Genomic DNA, 16,788 nt, shown 5'->3' with positions numbered 1-16,788 from the left:
ACTTCGCCGGTGACCGCGGTGCCGCCGTTGATGGCGGTGGTGACCTTGGTGCCGCGGCTGATCTTGGTGGCCAGGGTGACGCAGGCATCCTGAGGCAGCGCGTTTTCGGTGACGGTGAAGGTCATGCCGCTCGATACCACGGTGACCGAGCCGCCCCAGGCGTTGTACAGGTTGCTGCCATTGACGCTCATGTTGGGCAGGCCCTTGCTGGCCACCAGCTGCGAGACGAGGCTGGTGCCGGACGTCCCGTAGCCGCTACTGGCCTTGAGCTTTCGGGTGTTGGCGATGAGGGTGCCGATGTTGGACTGCTCGTTGGTCACATCCTGGGAGCCCATGAGGCTGCCGCCGTTGTAGATGATGTAGCCCAGGGCGACGACGGCGATGATCAGCACGAACATCATTTCCAGGCTGAAGACGCCACGCTGCCGGTGTCGCGGCGGCAGACGAAAGGGCGTGGGTTCTGCCGCGTAGTGCGACGTATCAACGTCGAGGGTCACCGGGGAGGGAGTGGGGCTGTTGCAGAGTTGGCTCATGGCGGTTCCTTGGGTGGTAGGTCTAGTGGGAGAGGCTGGCAACGTTGCTCTGCAGGCTGAAGGCGCCGCTGACGACCAGGAGCATCAAGAGCCCCATGGCGATGGTCGAGAAAGTGAGGAAGGCCTTGGTGTAGCGCTCCACCTGCTTGAGCGTCTGCTCGATCCAGCGATTGCTGAACCGGTGGATGGCTTCGGAGAAGCCCTTGCGGGTCGCCAATACGCAGAGGAACTGGACGGCGGTCTTATCGGGAAACTCGTGCCCTGCCAGACGCAGCGCCTCGCCGAAGTTCTTGCCCTGATTGACGCCGTAGATAGCCGCGATCAGTCGCTCACGCAGCCAGGGCGTGGCGCCGCGCTGCAGGGACTGCAAGGCCTCGATCTGATTGATGTTGGCCTTGAGCATCACCGAGATGTTGAGCAGGAAGGTGGAGCCGTGGAGGGCCTTGTAGATCGACCAAGGCGGTATGCGATCGAGCCTGACGCGCAGCGGTCCGGTCAGGTAGGGCAGTGACCCCATGGCCAGGACGATGGTGCTTAGCACGACGATTAGGGTCAGCAGGCCCCAGTTGTTGACGTAGCTGGAGACCTGGTAGAGCAGGTAGGGGATGCCGGTCCAGCCTTCGGGGTTGGAGACCCGGGTCATGGCCGGGACCATGCGCGAGGCGATGACGTGGAGCAGATAGGCCATCATTGCCCAGAGCATGATGGGGTAGACGGTCACGGACAGGATCAGAGACAAGATCCGACCGCGGGCTTCGATCATCTGCACGCAGTCCAGGAAGGCCTGAACCAGGGCGCCTGAACGTTCGCCGGCGGCGATGATTGCGGTCTCTTGGTAGGGCATCCAGCGCTGGCAGGCATCGCCCAGGGACTTGCCGTTTCTTACGGCTTGGCTGATGCCCGCGGTGGCCAAGGCGGTCGGGTCGCGCCGCTTTTTGCCGCCATCGCTGAAGATTCCGCGTAGCTCTTCCAGGGCATCGTCGATGCCGACGCCGTTCTCGAGGAGCGCGCAGAGGCTTTCGTAGAACTGGATGCGCTCCTTGCTGCCGAATTGCTTGGCGTACCAGGCGTCGGCGAAGGTCGTCCAGCTGTCCAGGATCCTGCTGAGCATTGGGCTGCTCCAGGACGAAGAGCTCCATGTCCAGGGGTCCGATGATGGTCTCGGCCATTCGGGGGTCGATCAGGCCGGCGGCTACTTTGCCAATGGTGTGCTGGATCTTGGTGATCCCGCCCATGTCCCTGACCCAGTAGGTTTTCGCCGCGCTAGCACCTTGGTCGCGGAAGATCTGCATGAAGCGATGGTTGGGGATCAGAACCTCGGCGACGACCGTTCGCGAGGAGACACCCATGTTTCGGCAATGCGCACAGCCAGGACCCTGCAGCCTGACCTTCGTGGTATCCATGACCCGTTCCAGTCGCTCGATGAGGGCCGGGTTCAGCTGGTCGCGTTGAGAGGCAAGCGGCTGGGCGCAGTGCGTGCACAGCACCGGCAACAGCGACTGGTTGATGAGGCCCGACATGAGCGCAGGGTCTGTCACCAGGCTCGGGTCCGCGCCCATGTCGATGAGCCGCTGCAGGCTCGCCACCGCGTTGTTGGTGTGCAGGGTCGAGAAGACCAGGTGACCGGTCATGCCGCCGCGAAACGCCGCCTGAGCGGTGGCCAGGTCACGCACCTCCCCATACATGAGGATGTCCGGATCCAGACGCATGGTGTTGGTGATGGCGCCGTCCCAGGTTTCGGCATGACCCAGCGGCGACTGGTTGGCCTTGATGGGATACTCAGGCGGATCTTCGACGGACAGAATATGGCGGGTGCCGTCGGTCTCGCTGTGCAGCTGATTGAGGGTGACTTGCAGGGTCTTCGATTTACCGGACCCGGTCGGACCGGTGATGAGGATGACGCCGTACGGAAGTCCGCGCAGACGATTGAGCAGCGCGATCTGGTCGGCCAGAAAGCCCAGCTCATCCAGGGACTGCTTGGCTTTCTCGTCATAGAGCAGTCGCAGGACCATGAGAGGCCCTTCAACCAACGGCCGAGAGGCAACCCGTGCGCCGAAGAGCCCGAGCTGAGCCACGAAGGCGTGCTTGACCCGGGCGTCCTGGCTGATCTCCGGTTGATAGTGCTCCTCAGCCACGTCGCACATGGAGTTGTACAGCGCCGAGCAGAGTTCGCGGCCCATGCGGCTCTGGATCTGCCCGTACTCGGTAAGCAGTCCATGGATGCGAAAGAGGATGTGCGTGATCTCGCGGCCGACAACGAAGTGCACGTCCGACGCGCCACGGCTGTGAGCTTCGCCAAGGAGACGGATGACTTCCTGCTGGCGAGAGGTACTGTCGAGGCCACTGGTGCCGGTGCTGCGGGTCGTATCGACCTGGTACAGCGCCTGGATCTCGCTCAGGGTGCTGGGCACCACGCGGTAGTCCAGATCCGCGCGATCCAGCTCACCCATGAAGGCCATGACGAATGGGTCGCGCAGATGCTGGCCCGATACGAGCAGCTGAGCATGATCGGTAGGGCGTACGCCTTCCACCAGAGCCAGGAGCTGACGCAATTCCGGCTTCACCGAGCCCCACTGGGCGCCTTCGGCAGTGAGGACGCGGCGTGGCTGGAGCGGAAGTAGCTCGTTTACCAGCTCCCCCGCCAACCGTTGGCCAATAGCCTTGGGGTCACCTTCCGGCTCGTGCGCAGCGGACGCAACGTGATTGCTCGAAATCATCAAGGTCACCTCAGGGTTGAATGGCGGTAGGCGCGGAGCCCGGGAGGGCAATGGGAGCTGGAGCGGGCACCGGCACCGGCGCTACCGGATTCATCGGTGTGACGGTCACTGGCAACACAGAAGCCTGACCCGCCGCGACAGTGGTTACTGGATAGCTGGGCGCGCGGTTAGAGAACCCCAGCGGATAGCGTTTGCCGCCGCGGCTGAGCACGACGCTGTCGAGGGACAGGCTGGCCACGCGATAGCCGCCAGGCAGATCGGTCGATGCCAGGGAGGCATCGATCTCGAACCCGCCGGTGTAGAGCAACGTCGCGCGCAGGGCCTTGCCTGATCCATAGATCAGCTTGACCACGGGCAACTGGTCTACCGTGCCAGCATGTTCAACGTTTCCGCTCATTGCGCTGCTGGGCATCGTGACAGGCTGTGGCAGGTAGCTGGGCTGGGGCGCCGCCTTGGCTTGAGTTCCGCCATCGTTGAGCTCACGCAATGCCTTGGCGCGCTCACCCTGGGCCTTGTAGAGGATGGTTTCGCTCTGTACCCGGGAGAGCTCGCCCACGGTGATGCCGTCCGGATCACCCGATTTGGCGGTGTCGGCCCAGACAGGGACGGCCACTGTCAGCATCAGGGCGCCGATCACGGCGAAGGAAAGGTCATTTGACATAGAGGTCACCGGTCACCGACCAGGCCAGCTGATCGCTCTGCAGAAGGGTCTTGATCTCGCGCAGTCGCAGGCCTTGGTGGGGTACGTCCTTGAGGACGATGTCCGGCGGCAGCGCAGTGTTGAAGGTCAGCTCGAAGTGTTTGAAGTCCGGGGGCGGTGGCGCAGGGGGGGCCGGCTGGCCAGGCATGGCCTGAGGCGCCGGAATGACCACCGGGACTTCCTTGATGATCGGAGCCAGGCCTTGGCCATGCAGCCAGGAGGTCAGATCAGCCAGGGCTGGTGTGGCCTGCAGCAGCTCATCGTCGCCCGCCAACGGGGGCTCGAAGGTCAGCTTGAGGGCTGCGCCATTGCCTTCGTCAAAGAAGGCCGGCTCATCAGCGAAGTGACCACGCGTGGCCGCAACAAACGCTGAAGCCGTGCTGTTGCCGTCGCGCTTATAATTGGTGGACAGCAGCACGCCATCGCATTGGGCCGAGGTGAACAGCCAGCCAGCGATGGACAGCGGAAGCCTATCGATGGCGCCGTTGCAGGTCAGCAGAAAGTCCGGCACGCCCGGACGCTTTGCCCAGGGGTGCTCCAGGGCCTGAATGGTCTGTTGCTCCTTGGAGCGCTCGTTGATCGCTTGCAGTTCGGCCTGACGCGCGGCCTCGGCCGCGACGGCGGCGAGTCGCCTTTGCTCGCGCTTATGCGCCTCCCACTGGCTGTAGCCGATAACCCCTGTCACCACGATGAGTCCGAGGACCCCTACGCGGATCCACTCGCCTTTGCTCATCCCGAAAGCAAGCGGCTTGAGGGCGTAGTCGCGCTTCAAATTGCCTGGCTGTAACAGCTCTTCGATGTCGAGCGGCTTGCCGCCCTGGCCGAATTCGGTCGGCAGGTAGGTCTCATCGAAGGTCAGGGCGCGGCTTTCGAGCTGCGCGACCTTGCGCTGAATCTCGGTGGCCGAGCCCACCAGGTCGTAACCGGGTATGACGGCGCCGTCGATCACAGCTACCAGTGCATAGCGAGGCTCCTCGCCTGGCACTTGCCAGGCGGCCAGCCAGGATTGACCTAGCTGCCCGGCCAGCGCTGCGGCCAGCGAGTACATTCCCTTCATGGCCCCGGCGCTGCGCGCGACGAAGCCGGCCTGGATGACATTGGGCGTGCGCCGGATGGCGACGATGTCCATCTTGTGCAGGCGTCCGTATTCCCGGGCTTCCTTCATGTAGCCGGTCAGGCTGCCCAACGGATGCCATTGCAGACCGGAGACAAAGCTCTTGCCGTGGTAGCTCAGGATCTGGGCAGTCTGCGCCGGGGCGACCGGTGTTGTGCTGACAATGGCCATGCTGTCAGCCCGTCACGATCGGCGTGATCAGCACCACCAGGACGCTGTGCCCCGAGGTCCGCGTGCGGCTACCGCCCAGGCCCAGAAAGCCCGGGTCGCCAACACCGGTCTTGCGCGCATCCTCACTGAGCTCTTCGAACCCGGACAGGATCAGTGTCTGGCCGCTGCGCAGCTTGACCTTGGGCGACAGCGACTTGGCGTCGTAGTCCGGCAGCTGGACACTGGAGCCGTTGCTGGTGAAGGTCTGGAAGGTCGGCTTGCTGCTCATGTTGATCGATACCATCAGCAGCATCTCGTCGTGATCGAGCACGCGCGGCAGCAGGGTCATGTTGAAGCCGCTGGTGATGGTGCCGGGCGTGAGCGAGGTGCTGGAGCCAACCGACGCCGTGGACGTCGTCTGGCTTGAGGCCAGGTAGCCTTGGACGTTGCCGATCTGCAGGGGCGCCGGCTGCAGGTTGAGGGTGGTCACCGACGGAGAGCGGACGTTAGAGACCCGGCCCTGCTCGGCCAGCGCCTGGACAATGGCATTGGAACCGGCCCAGGCGGAGTTGGCGGTGTCGACGATGCCGACGGAGGCCGAGGTGGCGCTGGTGCTGATGCCGGCAACGGTATTGGAGAGTGACAGGCCCCACTTGGTGTTGAGGGACTTGTAAACGGCGGCCCAGTTGAGGCCAAGCTGGTCCGAATCGGTGAGCGTGACCTCGAACACCTTCACGTTGAACAGCACTTGCTGAGTAATGCTGCGGTTGGTGCTGTTGAGATAGGCCTCCACCCGGGAGATGACCTCGGGGCGGTCCGTGACGGTCAGGGTCCCGGTGGAGGGGGCCAGGTACATCCGCCCGGCTGGGGCGACGCTGAGCATCGCTTTCACGTTGTTCTGGATGTCCTGCAGGATCGAGGACTCCAGGGTGACCGTGGTGCTCTGGTTGCTGCCCGCGTCGCCTGTGACACCTGAGCTGGTGCTTGATCCGCCCGAGTTACTGCCGCTGGTTCCGGCGGCTGTGGCCATCCCGGATTTCACCGTGCTGGCGATGACCTGCTTGTCACCAAACGACCAGACGTCGAAGACCCGCGTCTCGAAGTAGCTGATCCGCACGGCACGCTCGACCGGCGAGTAACGCCACCCCAAGCCCAGACGCGCGGTGACCTCATCGAGCAGGCCGGAGGCCTTGCCGCTGTACTTGAGGCCGCTGACCTGGCTTCCGCCGGCCAGGCTGGTGAAGTCGGACGCGCGATACCCGGAGACAGTGGAGCTCGCCGCGGCGCCCATCGTGGCCGGGTTGGTGATCACACCTGCAGGCAGCAGGCCTGCCAGGCTATCTGGGCTAAGATTGCCGATCGGCGCCGGTGCGGTGCTGGCCGGTTGTGCGCTGGGCGCTGCGGCATTGGGATTGAGTGCATCGGGCGATACCAGCACGGCGATACCGCACTGGCTGGTAATGTACTGGGCAATCTCGGTGATGCCGACGCTACCGGAGGGGCGATAGCTGAGCTCGCAGTCCAGCGCGGAGGGCATGCCGCGTTTGGCCACCACCGGCTGTGTCGAAACCCAGGGTTTGTCGCTGAACACGACGGTCTCGCGCTTGGGCTGTTGCTGCTGGTTGCGCAGCAGGGCCGCGTATTGGCTGGCCATGGCGGCGTCGTTCTCGGCGCGCTGGGCCGATTCGTCCACCCGCTGTACCGAGCAGCTGGCGAGCAGGAGCGCCGCCGCCAGGGCGCTCAGGCGAAGGGGGTGGGTCATGACTTCTTCCTCTCGGAAACATGAACGATGCGCTGGCTGGAGTTGCCATCGACGATGAAGGAGCGGCGAGCGCCGTCGTAGAGCGGAAAGACCTGGGCAACGGCTTCGGCGAAGGTGCCGCGGAAGTGCAGGGCGGCCTCGATGGGGTAGTCCAGGTCATCGGGCTCCCAGACCACCTGCCAGCCCGCACGCTTGGCCCAGGCCTCGACGGACTGTCGAAGGGTGCTGCCAATGGGCGCATCCCAGGTTTGGGTCATGGCAGAGACAGGCTCGGTCAGTCGGACCGAAGGCAGGGTGTAGGCGCCGGCCGCCGTAGCGCCCACAGTAGGCAACGGCTTGGCTAGTGTGACGGCTGCGCTAGAGGCAGTCTTGGCAGGAACCGAAGCCGCTACCGCAGCAGGTATGGCAGAGGTGCCCTTCGCCAGGGAAGCGTTTGGAGATTGCCCGACATGCAATGACTCTCCTGGCGCTTTGACCGGCGCGGATGTCAGCGCCGCGCCGGCGGGCATAGGTTTGACTGCCGGTGTGGCGGTTACGTTCGTGGCTGGCTTTGCCGGTTCGGTGTGAGTTTCCAGCGGCTTGGTAGCGGGCACAGTGGCCACAGTCACCACCGAGTTCGAGGCAGTGGATACAGACTTTGTGGCGGCCGTGGTCGGGGGAGCTGCTGGCGCAACGCCGTAGCGCTGACCCTCCGGCAATTGATAGCCCGGGCGGAGCACGAAGCACACCGACCGCACGACCTCGTCGACCTTGACCTGCCAGGCTGGACCAGCCAGTACCTGCAGGGTGTTGCGCAGGCTCATGGGACCTAGCTTGTACTGCGCCGCCGGAAGCGGGCGAGTGAAGAGAATGTTGACGTGGCCCTGCTCTGGACCGCACAGGCTGTAGCCGGAGCGATTGACCACATACTGCATCGCGTCGCGAACGGTCGGCTTCATGTTGGCCGGGATGTTCACGTCGATGATCTGGGCCATCAGGTCCCGCTGCTCGGTCTCCGGCGCGGTATTCACCAGGGTGTAGCGGCCGTAGCGCACCTGGGGCTCTGAAGCAGCACCTTTCGGATAGAGATCGGGTTGTAGCAGCTCCGGATTACGCGAGCTGTCGGGGCCGGGTGCGCTGGGCGCAGGCTCCTGCTGAGCACAGCCTGCCAATGCGACGGCGAAGGCGAGCGGCGAGAGGGTGGTGAGCTTCCAGATCATGTGCGGTGTGGCCCCATTTCGTAGTGGGGCTCACGGTGCCAGGCACCTGTCTGGAAAGCAGGAGATAACCGTATCTAGAGCGAAAGAGGTTAAGTGCCCCGGTTATCTAGGCGAGGGGTCGTCGTAGTTACGCTTCTGCTTTTTTGGTACTGGTGGGTCTGGTACTGGTGGGACTTTGCGCCCTTCAAGATATGCAATCATTCCTTGGATACTTGCCACTGATCCCGAACCGACTGACCTCCAGGCCCGTATCAGATCGGCCCGGTCGCAGCCAAAGAAAGCGAGCCAATACTCCATGGCCTCCGGGGTGTTTAGGTCGACGCTGCTACGGTCCACCGGCTGATGAGTTTTTTCGTTATTGTTTTCCATGAATAGCTCCTGTCACGCGGCGAAGTGCCACTCAATCAGCGTGCAGTTGGAGCATCAGCCTGCGCAACAGGAGCGATTCGCAATGGGCAAAAAAATCCCCTGCTCCTGGCAGGGGATAACTCAGTTCGAAGCCTACAGATTTGCCAACCTCTAGGAGATGAGTGTGGAGCACTCAGAAAGAGTGACCCACGTCGTTAGCCATTGTTCAACCGCGGGACACTTGATCACGGATGACTTGCAGCATTTGCTCCACATACCCCGAATCGCTCAGCCGCGAAACGTCTAGCTGAAGGGTGAGGGCAGTATCACCACGCTTAGGTATCACACGCACAGCCGCACCTCGGTCCGGGCACACCACGCTCATCAAGCAATTGCAGTGAGGAAGCTCACGCTCGAGCCGGGCGACGAATGCCCGGGCTATATGCACGTCATTCATGGGTAGAGGTCTCTGGCTATTCGTTCTTGGGCCTTACTGACCGCGTCTGGCTCGATGAGGTCCTGTGCGATCCGCCGCTTGTCTTGGAGCATCTGCCAGAGCTGCAGATCGATGCTGTTCTCCACCAGCGGGATCTTCACCACCACCAGGCGCCGCTGGCCGTTGCGGTAAGCGCGGTCCTCGGCCTGGTCCTGCAGGCCCGGCGTCCAGGGTAGTCCCAGGAAAAACACGTAGTTTGCCGCAGTCAGGTTGTTGCCGGTGCCAGCCGCTGACGTCGTGCCGATGAAGACCCGGCAATCGACGTCCTTTTGGAAGCGATCAATTGCCTTCTGCCGCTTCGTGAGGCTGTCAGTGCCTACCAGGGTGACGCATCCCAGCCCAGTGGCCTCGCACAGCTGCTGCAGCGTGGCCACTGTCTCCTTGTACTCGCAGAAGAGGATCACCTTGTCCTCCGGATCCAGCTCGCTCAGCAGCTCCACCACCACCGGCACCTTCACGCGCTCCAGGAGCTGGCGAAGCCGACCCAACCGCGCGAATACGGGCTGATCGGCGTTGCGGATGGCGTTGTACTCGACCTGCTGCGCCTCATCGAGCACGACCGGCACGGTCTGCCGCTGCTTACCCTTGAGGTCGGGCAGCACGTCCTTGCGGCGGCGTAGCATCCAGTCGCCGATCTCGGCACGCAGCCCCTGGCGAAATTCAGAGCTACCGGCGAAGCGCTCGCAAAAGTCCTTGAGCGGCAGCTGCCCGATGGGGTGGCCAGACAGGCGCAGCAGCGTATGGAGCTCCGACTCGCGATTGAGCACCGGTGTCCCGGTCAGCAGGTAGCGATTGGGCACCTTGGCGGCGATGTCGAAGCCGTTGCGCGTCCAGGCGGCCGCGGGCTCTTTTAGCCGGTGGGCCTCATCGATGATCATCACGGCGAACTGATCGGCGATCGCGACGAAGTCGCCCAGGCGCTCGTAGTTGACGATCACCCACTGGGCCTCAGCCTGATAGCGCTGCCGGGCGATTCGCGCGTCCGGATAGACCGCCAGGATCTCCCGCTCCCAGTTGATCACCAGGCTGGCCAGGACCACCACCAGGATCTGGTGGCCAGCGGATTGGATGCCAGCGGCGATTACCGCCTGGCGGCTTTTGCCCAGCCCCATGTCATCGGCCAGCAGTGCACTGGTCCGCTGCAGCAGGTGTCGAATTCCAGCAGGCTGGTGGGACATCAGCGAATACGGCTTGAGCTCGGCCTCGATAGCCTGCAGCGTCCAGCTGGTCTTGGCGATGTCGGGCACCGCGGCCAGGTAGACGTCCGCCGCACTGTCCTCGTCGGCTGAGGACGCGCTTCGCTCTTGAGGCGGTCCTCCAATCGACATCGCCGTGACGTCGCGGGCAGCGCTGACCGATCCGTCGGACAGCAGCTCCTGGAGCACGTCGAGCATCTCGAATTGCTCCTCGAGCAGTCCCAGCTCCAAGATCAGGTTGCTGCGCACGATCTCTGCGGAGCCAGGCAGTCGCCAGGCACGGCTCGTCGACAGGAAGGCGCCGTGCATGCGCTTGGCCACGGCGACACAACCCGGGTGATAGTCCCCGGACAGCACCACGCCGCCACCGGACAGCGGCGCGATCCGCAGACGCATCCCCCAGATAAAGAGGTCTCGCCGGGCATCGGCCTGGGCGTCCGTGATCTTGCGGCTGAAGCCAGACCAGTCCTGGGATAAACGACCGTCGGACAGCTCGCCCAGCTGGTGAAAGAGGACGTCCAGGTCCTCAAGCAGCCGCCGTTGGGGCAGCCGCCAGTATCCAGACAACGGATGTTCGCCACGGCGAATGAAGGAGCCACCCCTGCTCGTCAGCAGGCGGTTGGCGCCTTCGAGATAGGGCATCTTCAGGCCGAAGTCGTACCCGTCGAACACCGCGCGCTGCAGTAGCTGGGTCGAGCCAGCGGTATTGCGAAGCGAAGGTTGCTTCATGCCGTGTGAGCCAGGCCGGCGACAGCGTCAGCAAGGCCCAAACGGTGCGTCAGCCACTCCCACAGGAATCGATGATAGTGCATACGCCAGGCATCCTTGGCGAATCGACTCATGGTGTGCGAGACATCTGGCCATTCCAGGGTGACCGACAGTCGGCCACGCCGTAGCGCGGTCATGAACCAGTTGAACGCAACCCCTGCAGGCTCGTCACCTGCAATAGCTCGATTGTGGCGTCCGCGCAGCTGTACTACCTGCAGCTCGCTGGGCGAGCGAGTCAGCCGCTGCGTATGTGTGCTCTTGGTGAGCCGCTCGGGGGGCATTACCAGCTCCGCCGAGGCAAGTGCGCGGCCTGACTCTCGGACGGAGAACAGCCGGCAGGCGCCGGAATAGGCGCGATAGTCGTAGTTATCGATGCAGTGACCCAGGGCGAGGTGCTCACTCATCAGGTCAGCAGGACACACCAGCTCCAGGATCTGCAGGCCATTCGGGCAATCGAAAGTGCGTGACTTGCTCAGCAGAGGCGGCCAGGAGGTGTGCGCATCCGTCTCCCGGAGCGGGCCCTGGCTGTCGGCAAATTCACGGGCCCTGGCCATGGCCTCGTGGAAGTCCTGCACCAGGCGTGCGATCTGGGCGTAAGAGGTACGCCCGAGGAAGTACTCAAGCCCCTTGGCGGCCCGCTGGGCGCTCGGAGACTCATCACACACAGCGCTGAGCAGCTCCCTGACGTCTGTCAATGTCGCGCGAATACCCGGCCATCGGGGGTCATCCCATGCCGTCGGAGTGCCAGCGAGTAGACGCGACCAGTCAATGAGGCCGGCGGCGTTGTGGGGCACGCTGCTGAGCAGCTCATGGACGGCCCGCCAATCACGGCGGTTCTGAGGCCTGCGATTGCCTAGTTGGGCGCCCACCAGCAGCCCCAGCCACCCCAAGCCACGACCCTCGCGCTTGATGAGGCTCAGCGCTGTGCCCGCGCAATTGGGGCGGACGCTTCCCAGAAAACGGATCGAGGCGGCCGGTGCGCCAAACACCCAGGTGAGCAACGGCACCAGAGGTAATCCTGCGTCTACGGCGGCGCCAAGTAGCGCCTCGTTGAGGGTCGAATCGCTAGGGTGATAACGGCGAAGCGATGCCTGCAGCTGGGCTGGGCCCTTGTCGAAGTCACGGCGCCTAAGAGGCCAGTCGTCGTCGTCGCACAGCACCAGTAGCGGTATCAGGATCGGCTGTGACCTCAACGCCTGATGTCGTCGTTCGGGATTACCCCGCGACAGCCAGTTGTAGAGTTCAGCCGAAGGACAGTTCGCGGAGCGAATCGCGAACAGACGCGGTTGATCGACCGCCGCGAGAAAGGCTCTTAGCGCTGCGCCGATCTGCGTGAGGTAGTAGGCCGAACGGGGCCTGAAGTAGCGGTTGTGCCTATGCGCATCGATGTCCCATGCCTTCCCGAAGGCCCCCAGATCGTCGCAGGCCAACTGCCTGGCAACCGACCGAGCGGTGTCGCAGAACGACGTCATCAGCGGTTGGAGCGGCCAGCTGATGTGAGGCAGCAGCAGGTATCGAGCCAAGCGCAAAGCCGATTGCTCCGCTGGTTTTCGCTTGGGCATACGGTCGATGGCCTTGACCTTCTTCGTCCGGATGCACACGCCATCGTAGAGCTGCACCAGGTGCCCCAGGCGAAGGATGGTGACAGGGCTTTCGCGACCGGGTACCTGAACGCATACACACCAGCAGCGGGAGAACCGCGTAGAGCGAAGGTAATGGTCGATGAACGTGTCGCGCTTAGGGCCGTTGATCTGGAAGTGCGAGGCCCAGGTATGAGCAACGGCAAGCTGCCGCTCGCTGTACCTGGTGGCCTTGCAGGCACTAGCGAGCTCACTCATTGGCAGGCCCGGAATACAGCCGGTGGCAATGCTCATCCGCCCGGCGCTCATCGTCCCTGGTCATTTCCCACATCACGCTATGACAGTGTTGATGCTGCTCGCAGGCCAGCGCCTCGGCGGTGAGAGCAATATCGTGTCGCACGTACTCAAGGTCGGTGCCCAGGGATGCTGCTTCAGCCTCGGACGTCTTACGCCTGATCCAGGCCTGCATGGCCTTGAGCATGGCCGCGCAGTCTTCGCGAGAGATAGGGTCCGTGCGCTGGCCATCGTTGCGCGTCCAGTCGAGATCGATGCCACCATGCCGCTGGAACAGGGTGAAGGTGTTGCGCGCAGCGAATAACCTCAGCACGTCGGGCGAGTACCAAGGATCGTCCTCGCGAAAGGGCTTCAACGGCGATGGGGAGGGAGGCGAGGCCGGCAAAGGGGCTTTCGAGTACTGGGGCAGCAGGCGTAGCGGGGTGTAGATCTGATGCCGGCCCGCAAGGCTCAGGCAGAGAGCGTCAACCTTGAGCTTGCCGGTCACTCGCCAGCCGCGATCCGCGAGGTCATCCAGGCGCTTGATGTCGCTGGTTTCAATGCCCGGGCCGTAGTAGGCCCTGAGCAATCCTTCCGCTGCTTCCCAGCGATCGCCATAGGTCAGCCGCTCGTTGATGAAATCGGCCTGGGACTGGGTGATCTCCCCACCAAGGGCCTCGACGTACCACTCGACGGCTTTCTTTTGGCGGCAATGATCTTGATGCTCCTTCCGGGCGAGAACCAGCAATTCCAGTGCGAACTTGGCCGCCCAGAAGGTCAGCAGCCAGCCCCAGCCAAGTGCGAGTGCACGGAACCCCAAAGAGAGGAAGGATTGAGCCTCACGCAGGGCGAAGTAGCCATACAACCAGTAAACGGCTGCGCCCGCAACAGCCAGGATAGTGATGACGGACAACCAGAAGAGGGTCCGAATAAACATAGCGAAGACCTTCAGAAGTGATCAGGAAGGTCTAGGGTCGCGGTGAGCCGGTCAGCGGCGGAAGGGGAAACCCTAACTGGAAGGGAATAGGTTGGCCTAGAAATCGAAGCTCTGCTGCTGGGCCTGGGCATACCCTTTGAGCCAGGACGACCTAAAGGCGGGATGCTGGTAGGGACAGGTATGAACACCGGCTCTGGCTAGAGCTGCTGCTTCACCAGAACGCATGGCGGATCGGTGAGCGTTCGCTCCGGATCGACCACCTACGGAAATCACTCTAGATTGAGCTTCGTTCACCATGGCAGTGTCCCGATTGATAAGACCAAGTCCACCAGCAGAGTCACGCTGAGCCGCGATCTACGAAGGAAACCCCATGCGTTCGCACTCCTGCTTCAGGTGGCCCATATAGGCCCGGCGCGCATCCCTCGGGCGCGTGGATTCGGCCTGACTCAACCAGTGCTCTTGCTCGGCCTGATCCATACCATTCCACCAGTCGATGGCGACTTCCACCTCGTGGGTGACGTCTGGAGCTTCATCACGGAAATAGGCCCCAACCAACTGCTCGCGTCGAGTCATTCGATTCTCGTTCAAGCTCCAGACCAGGCGCCGTACATCGTCTTCGTGCAGGCCCAGAAAATCGTGGCAGGCGTCGATGTAGCCCTGGGCGCGCATGGATACATCCCCGATGGCACGGAGCCTACGAACCTTTGCTACCTCGTTGACCTTCGCCTGGCACAGGCCCCGTATAGCATCCATATCGCAGCTGGCAATCTGTACGGCGCGTTTGAAACGGTAGGAGTTGTCCATGTGCAGTTCCATGCTATTCGAGTGAGTGACACCTGCGGCTTCACGTTGGGCCGCGGCTCCTGACAACCCCGAGGTTGAGCGGGTAGCAGGGGAGACACGAGGTGCGAGGTGGATCTCTCAGCAGCTTCACGCAGTGGCGCGACTTTTCCGCCACTACCCGGCCCGGGGCGACAGGCCCACGCTGAGTGAGCCATGTCTTCCGGCAGCTTCACGCTGGGGCGGCAAATTTTGCGGGGCCAGCTAGTAGGGGATCTGGTCGTCGAAGTCTTCGGACATCGGTGCCGGGGTGGGGGTAGGTGTACGCGACTGGCCGTTCGCTACCGGCCGTGACTGCGCCTGACCCGTACCCTGGCCCATGGTGATGGACTCAATGCGTTGTGGCAGGAACCCGACCCGGTTCGCCTGGACCTTCATCGCGGCTTGCTCGATGCCGTTGCCATCCTTCCAGTTGTCCAGGACCGCACGGCCTTCGACCAGGACCCGCATACCTTTCTGGTACAGCCGGCTATAGCTTTCCGCGTCGCGGTGCCAGAGCTCGACGTTGGCCCAGAAACCGCCGCGATCCTCGTAGGAGCCATCCTGCAGGCGGATGCTGTTATCGAAATAGACGTTCAGCCGCAGCAGGTGCCGCGGATCCTGATTGTCCTTCTGGAACCGCTTGTACTCGGGTGCGGAGCCAATGTTGCCTTCCCATACTACTGCTGTGCCCATGTCAGGCCTCCTGTTGGGATGCGGCGTCTTCGCCGCGGGATTGGATGATCTGTTGCAGCTGTTCGGTGTAAACGGCATCGGCCTGGGCCATCTTCTCGGCGCACTCGGCGGCCTGCCGGCCGATGGCATGGACCAGGCTGATCTGCATATTCAAAGCAATGCGCTGCAGCTCCATGGCGTGCAGGTCTTGGAGCAGTGTTTCGGTGACCAGGTCGTGGCGGCAGAGGTCCGCCCAGAGCCCCACGCCCATCTTTCGTGTCCCGCTCTGCTGCCAGCGTAGAAAGACTGGGCCAGCTGAGGTGTGCTGGTGGGTCATCCGGATCGGCAGGAGCGTGAAGGGGAAGCGCTGTGCCTGGGCGAGAATCCGCTCCTGGGCCAGAGTGTTCAGGTCGGCTTCAAGGGAACGGCACTGCTCGGCTAATTGGTCCAGTGCTCCCTTACCTTTAAAGGGTTTTAAAAGCCCTTTGTAGAAGGGGGCGTGTTGCAGGTTCGCGAAGACATCCTGTTGCAGGGGCTGGAAGGCTGCCTGTTGCAGGTCTGCTGTTTTCGAACCTTGAGTGGACTGTTGCAGTGCCATGGCGATCAGGCCTCACTCATCTCGGTGACGGCTTGGGCGCTGGTCATAGCGCTCAAATGCTCATCCTCGTCGGCGGAGTCGCCATCGAAGCCGTCGTCGCCATTGCTTGAGCTGGCCGGGGCATCGCCGGGACGCTGGATCGCCGGGGCGAACTTGCTACGGCGGGTCCCTTCCAAGACGTCCTTGGGCATTTCCAGGAAGCTGTACATCTGCTGGGCGTTGGTGGCGCGGGCATTGTTGGCGGCGATGTCGTCGCGCGATGCCCCGCTGTAGCCCTTGTAGCGCTGGCCCACGCCGTACAGGCGGCGAAGCACAGCGGCGCCTTCGTCCAACCAGGCCTCCTTAGAACCGTTATCGATCAAGCCGATATGAGCGGCCAGGAGGATCCTGCGCACCAGCTCGTCATAGCGGGTGAGCAGGTACACGCCCTTAAAGGCCAGCGGCGAGTTCAGGTATAGCGGCAGCTTGAGCGGCTGGATCGACAGATTGGTCCCCACGTCGAGCTGCTTGGGCAGCATGGCCATGACTTGGTCCAGTCGCTCGTCGATCGCGGTCAGCTGCTGCTCGGACTCCTCGATCTTGTCCTCGATGATGATGAGGAAGAGATCGGAATAGGGATCGTCCTTGGCGGCGCCGGCGGATATGCGGTTGATGATGTTGGAGAAGCCGGACAAGCCGATCATGCCGGGCTTGTTGTCGGAGCGCTGCCGGCCGAACCAGAGGCGGGAAGCATGATGGGTATGCAGGGTGAGGTTGACGCTCGATCTGAGCGAGCCCAGGTTGAGCTGGAAGGTATCAGCCATGAGAAGGATTCCTTGGGTTGTGAGATGACGCTCGGGCAGGGTGCCGAGACTGGCGCTGGAGGGCAGCGGAAAACCGTATTTGGGTGCGAAGAGGTTGACTGATTCCGTCATGTTGCCCCG

At 63.0% G+C, this 16,788-nt stretch carries 15 protein-coding genes and 1 pseudogene; all 16 read right to left on the bottom strand.

Going from position 1 to position 16,788, the window contains the following annotated elements; translation table 11 throughout:
• On the bottom strand, positions 1-401 hold a 401-nt coding region (locus tag BMZ43_RS09405; protein ID WP_093252835.1), incomplete at its 3' end, for a type 4 pilus major pilin.
• A 154-nt stretch (positions 402-555) separates the two neighbouring features.
• Complete coding sequence (locus BMZ43_RS26880; protein WP_093252753.1) at positions 556-1,644, bottom strand: type II secretion system F family protein; 1,089 nt, start codon at positions 1,642-1,644, stop codon at positions 556-558.
• A gap of 7 nt (positions 1,645-1,651) precedes the next feature.
• Positions 1,652-3,250 (bottom strand): annotated as a pseudogene (locus tag BMZ43_RS26500) (GspE/PulE family protein); the annotation flags it as partial.
• A gap of 10 nt (positions 3,251-3,260) precedes the next feature.
• Positions 3,261-3,911 (bottom strand): type IV pilus biogenesis protein PilP, encoded by a 651-nt coding sequence (pilP, locus tag BMZ43_RS09390; protein WP_093252745.1) that lies wholly within the window; start codon positions 3,909-3,911, stop codon positions 3,261-3,263.
• A complete protein-coding gene (pilO2, locus tag BMZ43_RS09385) occupies positions 3,901-5,235 on the bottom strand; it encodes a type 4b pilus protein PilO2 (protein WP_093252742.1) in 1,335 nt (444 codons plus the stop codon). Before pilO2 ends, pilP begins: the two co-directional genes overlap by 11 nt.
• Positions 5,236-5,239: 4 nt before the next feature.
• Positions 5,240-6,976: a PilN family type IVB pilus formation outer membrane protein gene (locus BMZ43_RS09380; RefSeq protein WP_093252740.1), complete on the bottom strand. Its 1,737-nt coding sequence runs from the start codon at positions 6,974-6,976 to the stop codon at positions 5,240-5,242.
• Positions 6,973-8,175 (bottom strand): PFGI-1 class ICE element type IV pilus protein PilL2, encoded by a 1,203-nt coding sequence (locus BMZ43_RS09375; RefSeq protein WP_093252737.1) that lies wholly within the window; start codon positions 8,173-8,175, stop codon positions 6,973-6,975. The genes BMZ43_RS09380 and BMZ43_RS09375 overlap by 4 nt, the downstream gene beginning before the upstream one ends.
• Positions 8,176-8,277: 102 nt before the next feature.
• Positions 8,278-8,544 carry a DUF3606 domain-containing protein gene (locus BMZ43_RS27285; RefSeq protein WP_143075245.1) on the bottom strand — a complete coding sequence of 89 codons (267 nt, stop codon included), beginning with the start codon at positions 8,542-8,544 and terminating at the stop codon, positions 8,278-8,280.
• A gap of 432 nt (positions 8,545-8,976) precedes the next feature.
• A complete protein-coding gene (locus tag BMZ43_RS09370; RefSeq protein WP_093252733.1) occupies positions 8,977-10,944 on the bottom strand; it encodes a DEAD/DEAH box helicase in 1,968 nt (655 codons plus the stop codon).
• Positions 10,941-12,857, bottom strand: coding sequence for a hypothetical protein (locus tag BMZ43_RS09365; protein ID WP_143075244.1), 1,917 nt, complete (start codon positions 12,855-12,857; stop codon positions 10,941-10,943). Before BMZ43_RS09365 ends, BMZ43_RS09370 begins: the two co-directional genes overlap by 4 nt.
• On the bottom strand, positions 12,814-13,773 hold the full coding sequence (locus BMZ43_RS09360) for a hypothetical protein (RefSeq protein WP_093252727.1): 960 nt from the start codon (positions 13,771-13,773) through the stop codon (positions 12,814-12,816). Before BMZ43_RS09360 ends, BMZ43_RS09365 begins: the two co-directional genes overlap by 44 nt.
• 96 nt (positions 13,774-13,869) lie before the next feature.
• On the bottom strand, positions 13,870-14,070 hold the full coding sequence (locus tag BMZ43_RS09355) for a CrpP family ICE-associated protein (RefSeq protein ID WP_093252724.1): 201 nt from the start codon (positions 14,068-14,070) through the stop codon (positions 13,870-13,872).
• 57 nt (positions 14,071-14,127) lie between these two features.
• Positions 14,128-14,577, bottom strand: coding sequence for a hypothetical protein (locus tag BMZ43_RS09350; RefSeq protein ID WP_093252720.1), 450 nt, complete (start codon positions 14,575-14,577; stop codon positions 14,128-14,130).
• 240 nt (positions 14,578-14,817) lie between these two features.
• On the bottom strand, positions 14,818-15,288 hold the full coding sequence (locus BMZ43_RS09345) for a single-stranded DNA-binding protein (protein WP_093252717.1): 471 nt from the start codon (positions 15,286-15,288) through the stop codon (positions 14,818-14,820).
• A gap of 1 nt (position 15,289) precedes the next feature.
• On the bottom strand, positions 15,290-15,865 hold the full coding sequence (locus tag BMZ43_RS09340; RefSeq protein ID WP_093252712.1) for a DUF3158 family protein: 576 nt from the start codon (positions 15,863-15,865) through the stop codon (positions 15,290-15,292).
• Between the two features lie 5 nt (positions 15,866-15,870).
• Positions 15,871-16,668 (bottom strand): PFL_4669 family integrating conjugative element protein, encoded by a 798-nt coding sequence (locus BMZ43_RS09335; RefSeq protein ID WP_093252708.1) that lies wholly within the window; start codon positions 16,666-16,668, stop codon positions 15,871-15,873.
• Between the last annotated feature and the right edge of the window lie 120 nt (positions 16,669-16,788).

This window comes from Pseudomonas sp. Snoq117.2 (assembly GCF_900110545.1).
In the GTDB taxonomy this organism is placed as follows: domain Bacteria; phylum Pseudomonadota; class Gammaproteobacteria; order Pseudomonadales; family Pseudomonadaceae; genus Chryseomonas; species Chryseomonas benzopyrenica.
This window is presented reverse-complemented; position numbering and strand designations above follow the sequence as displayed.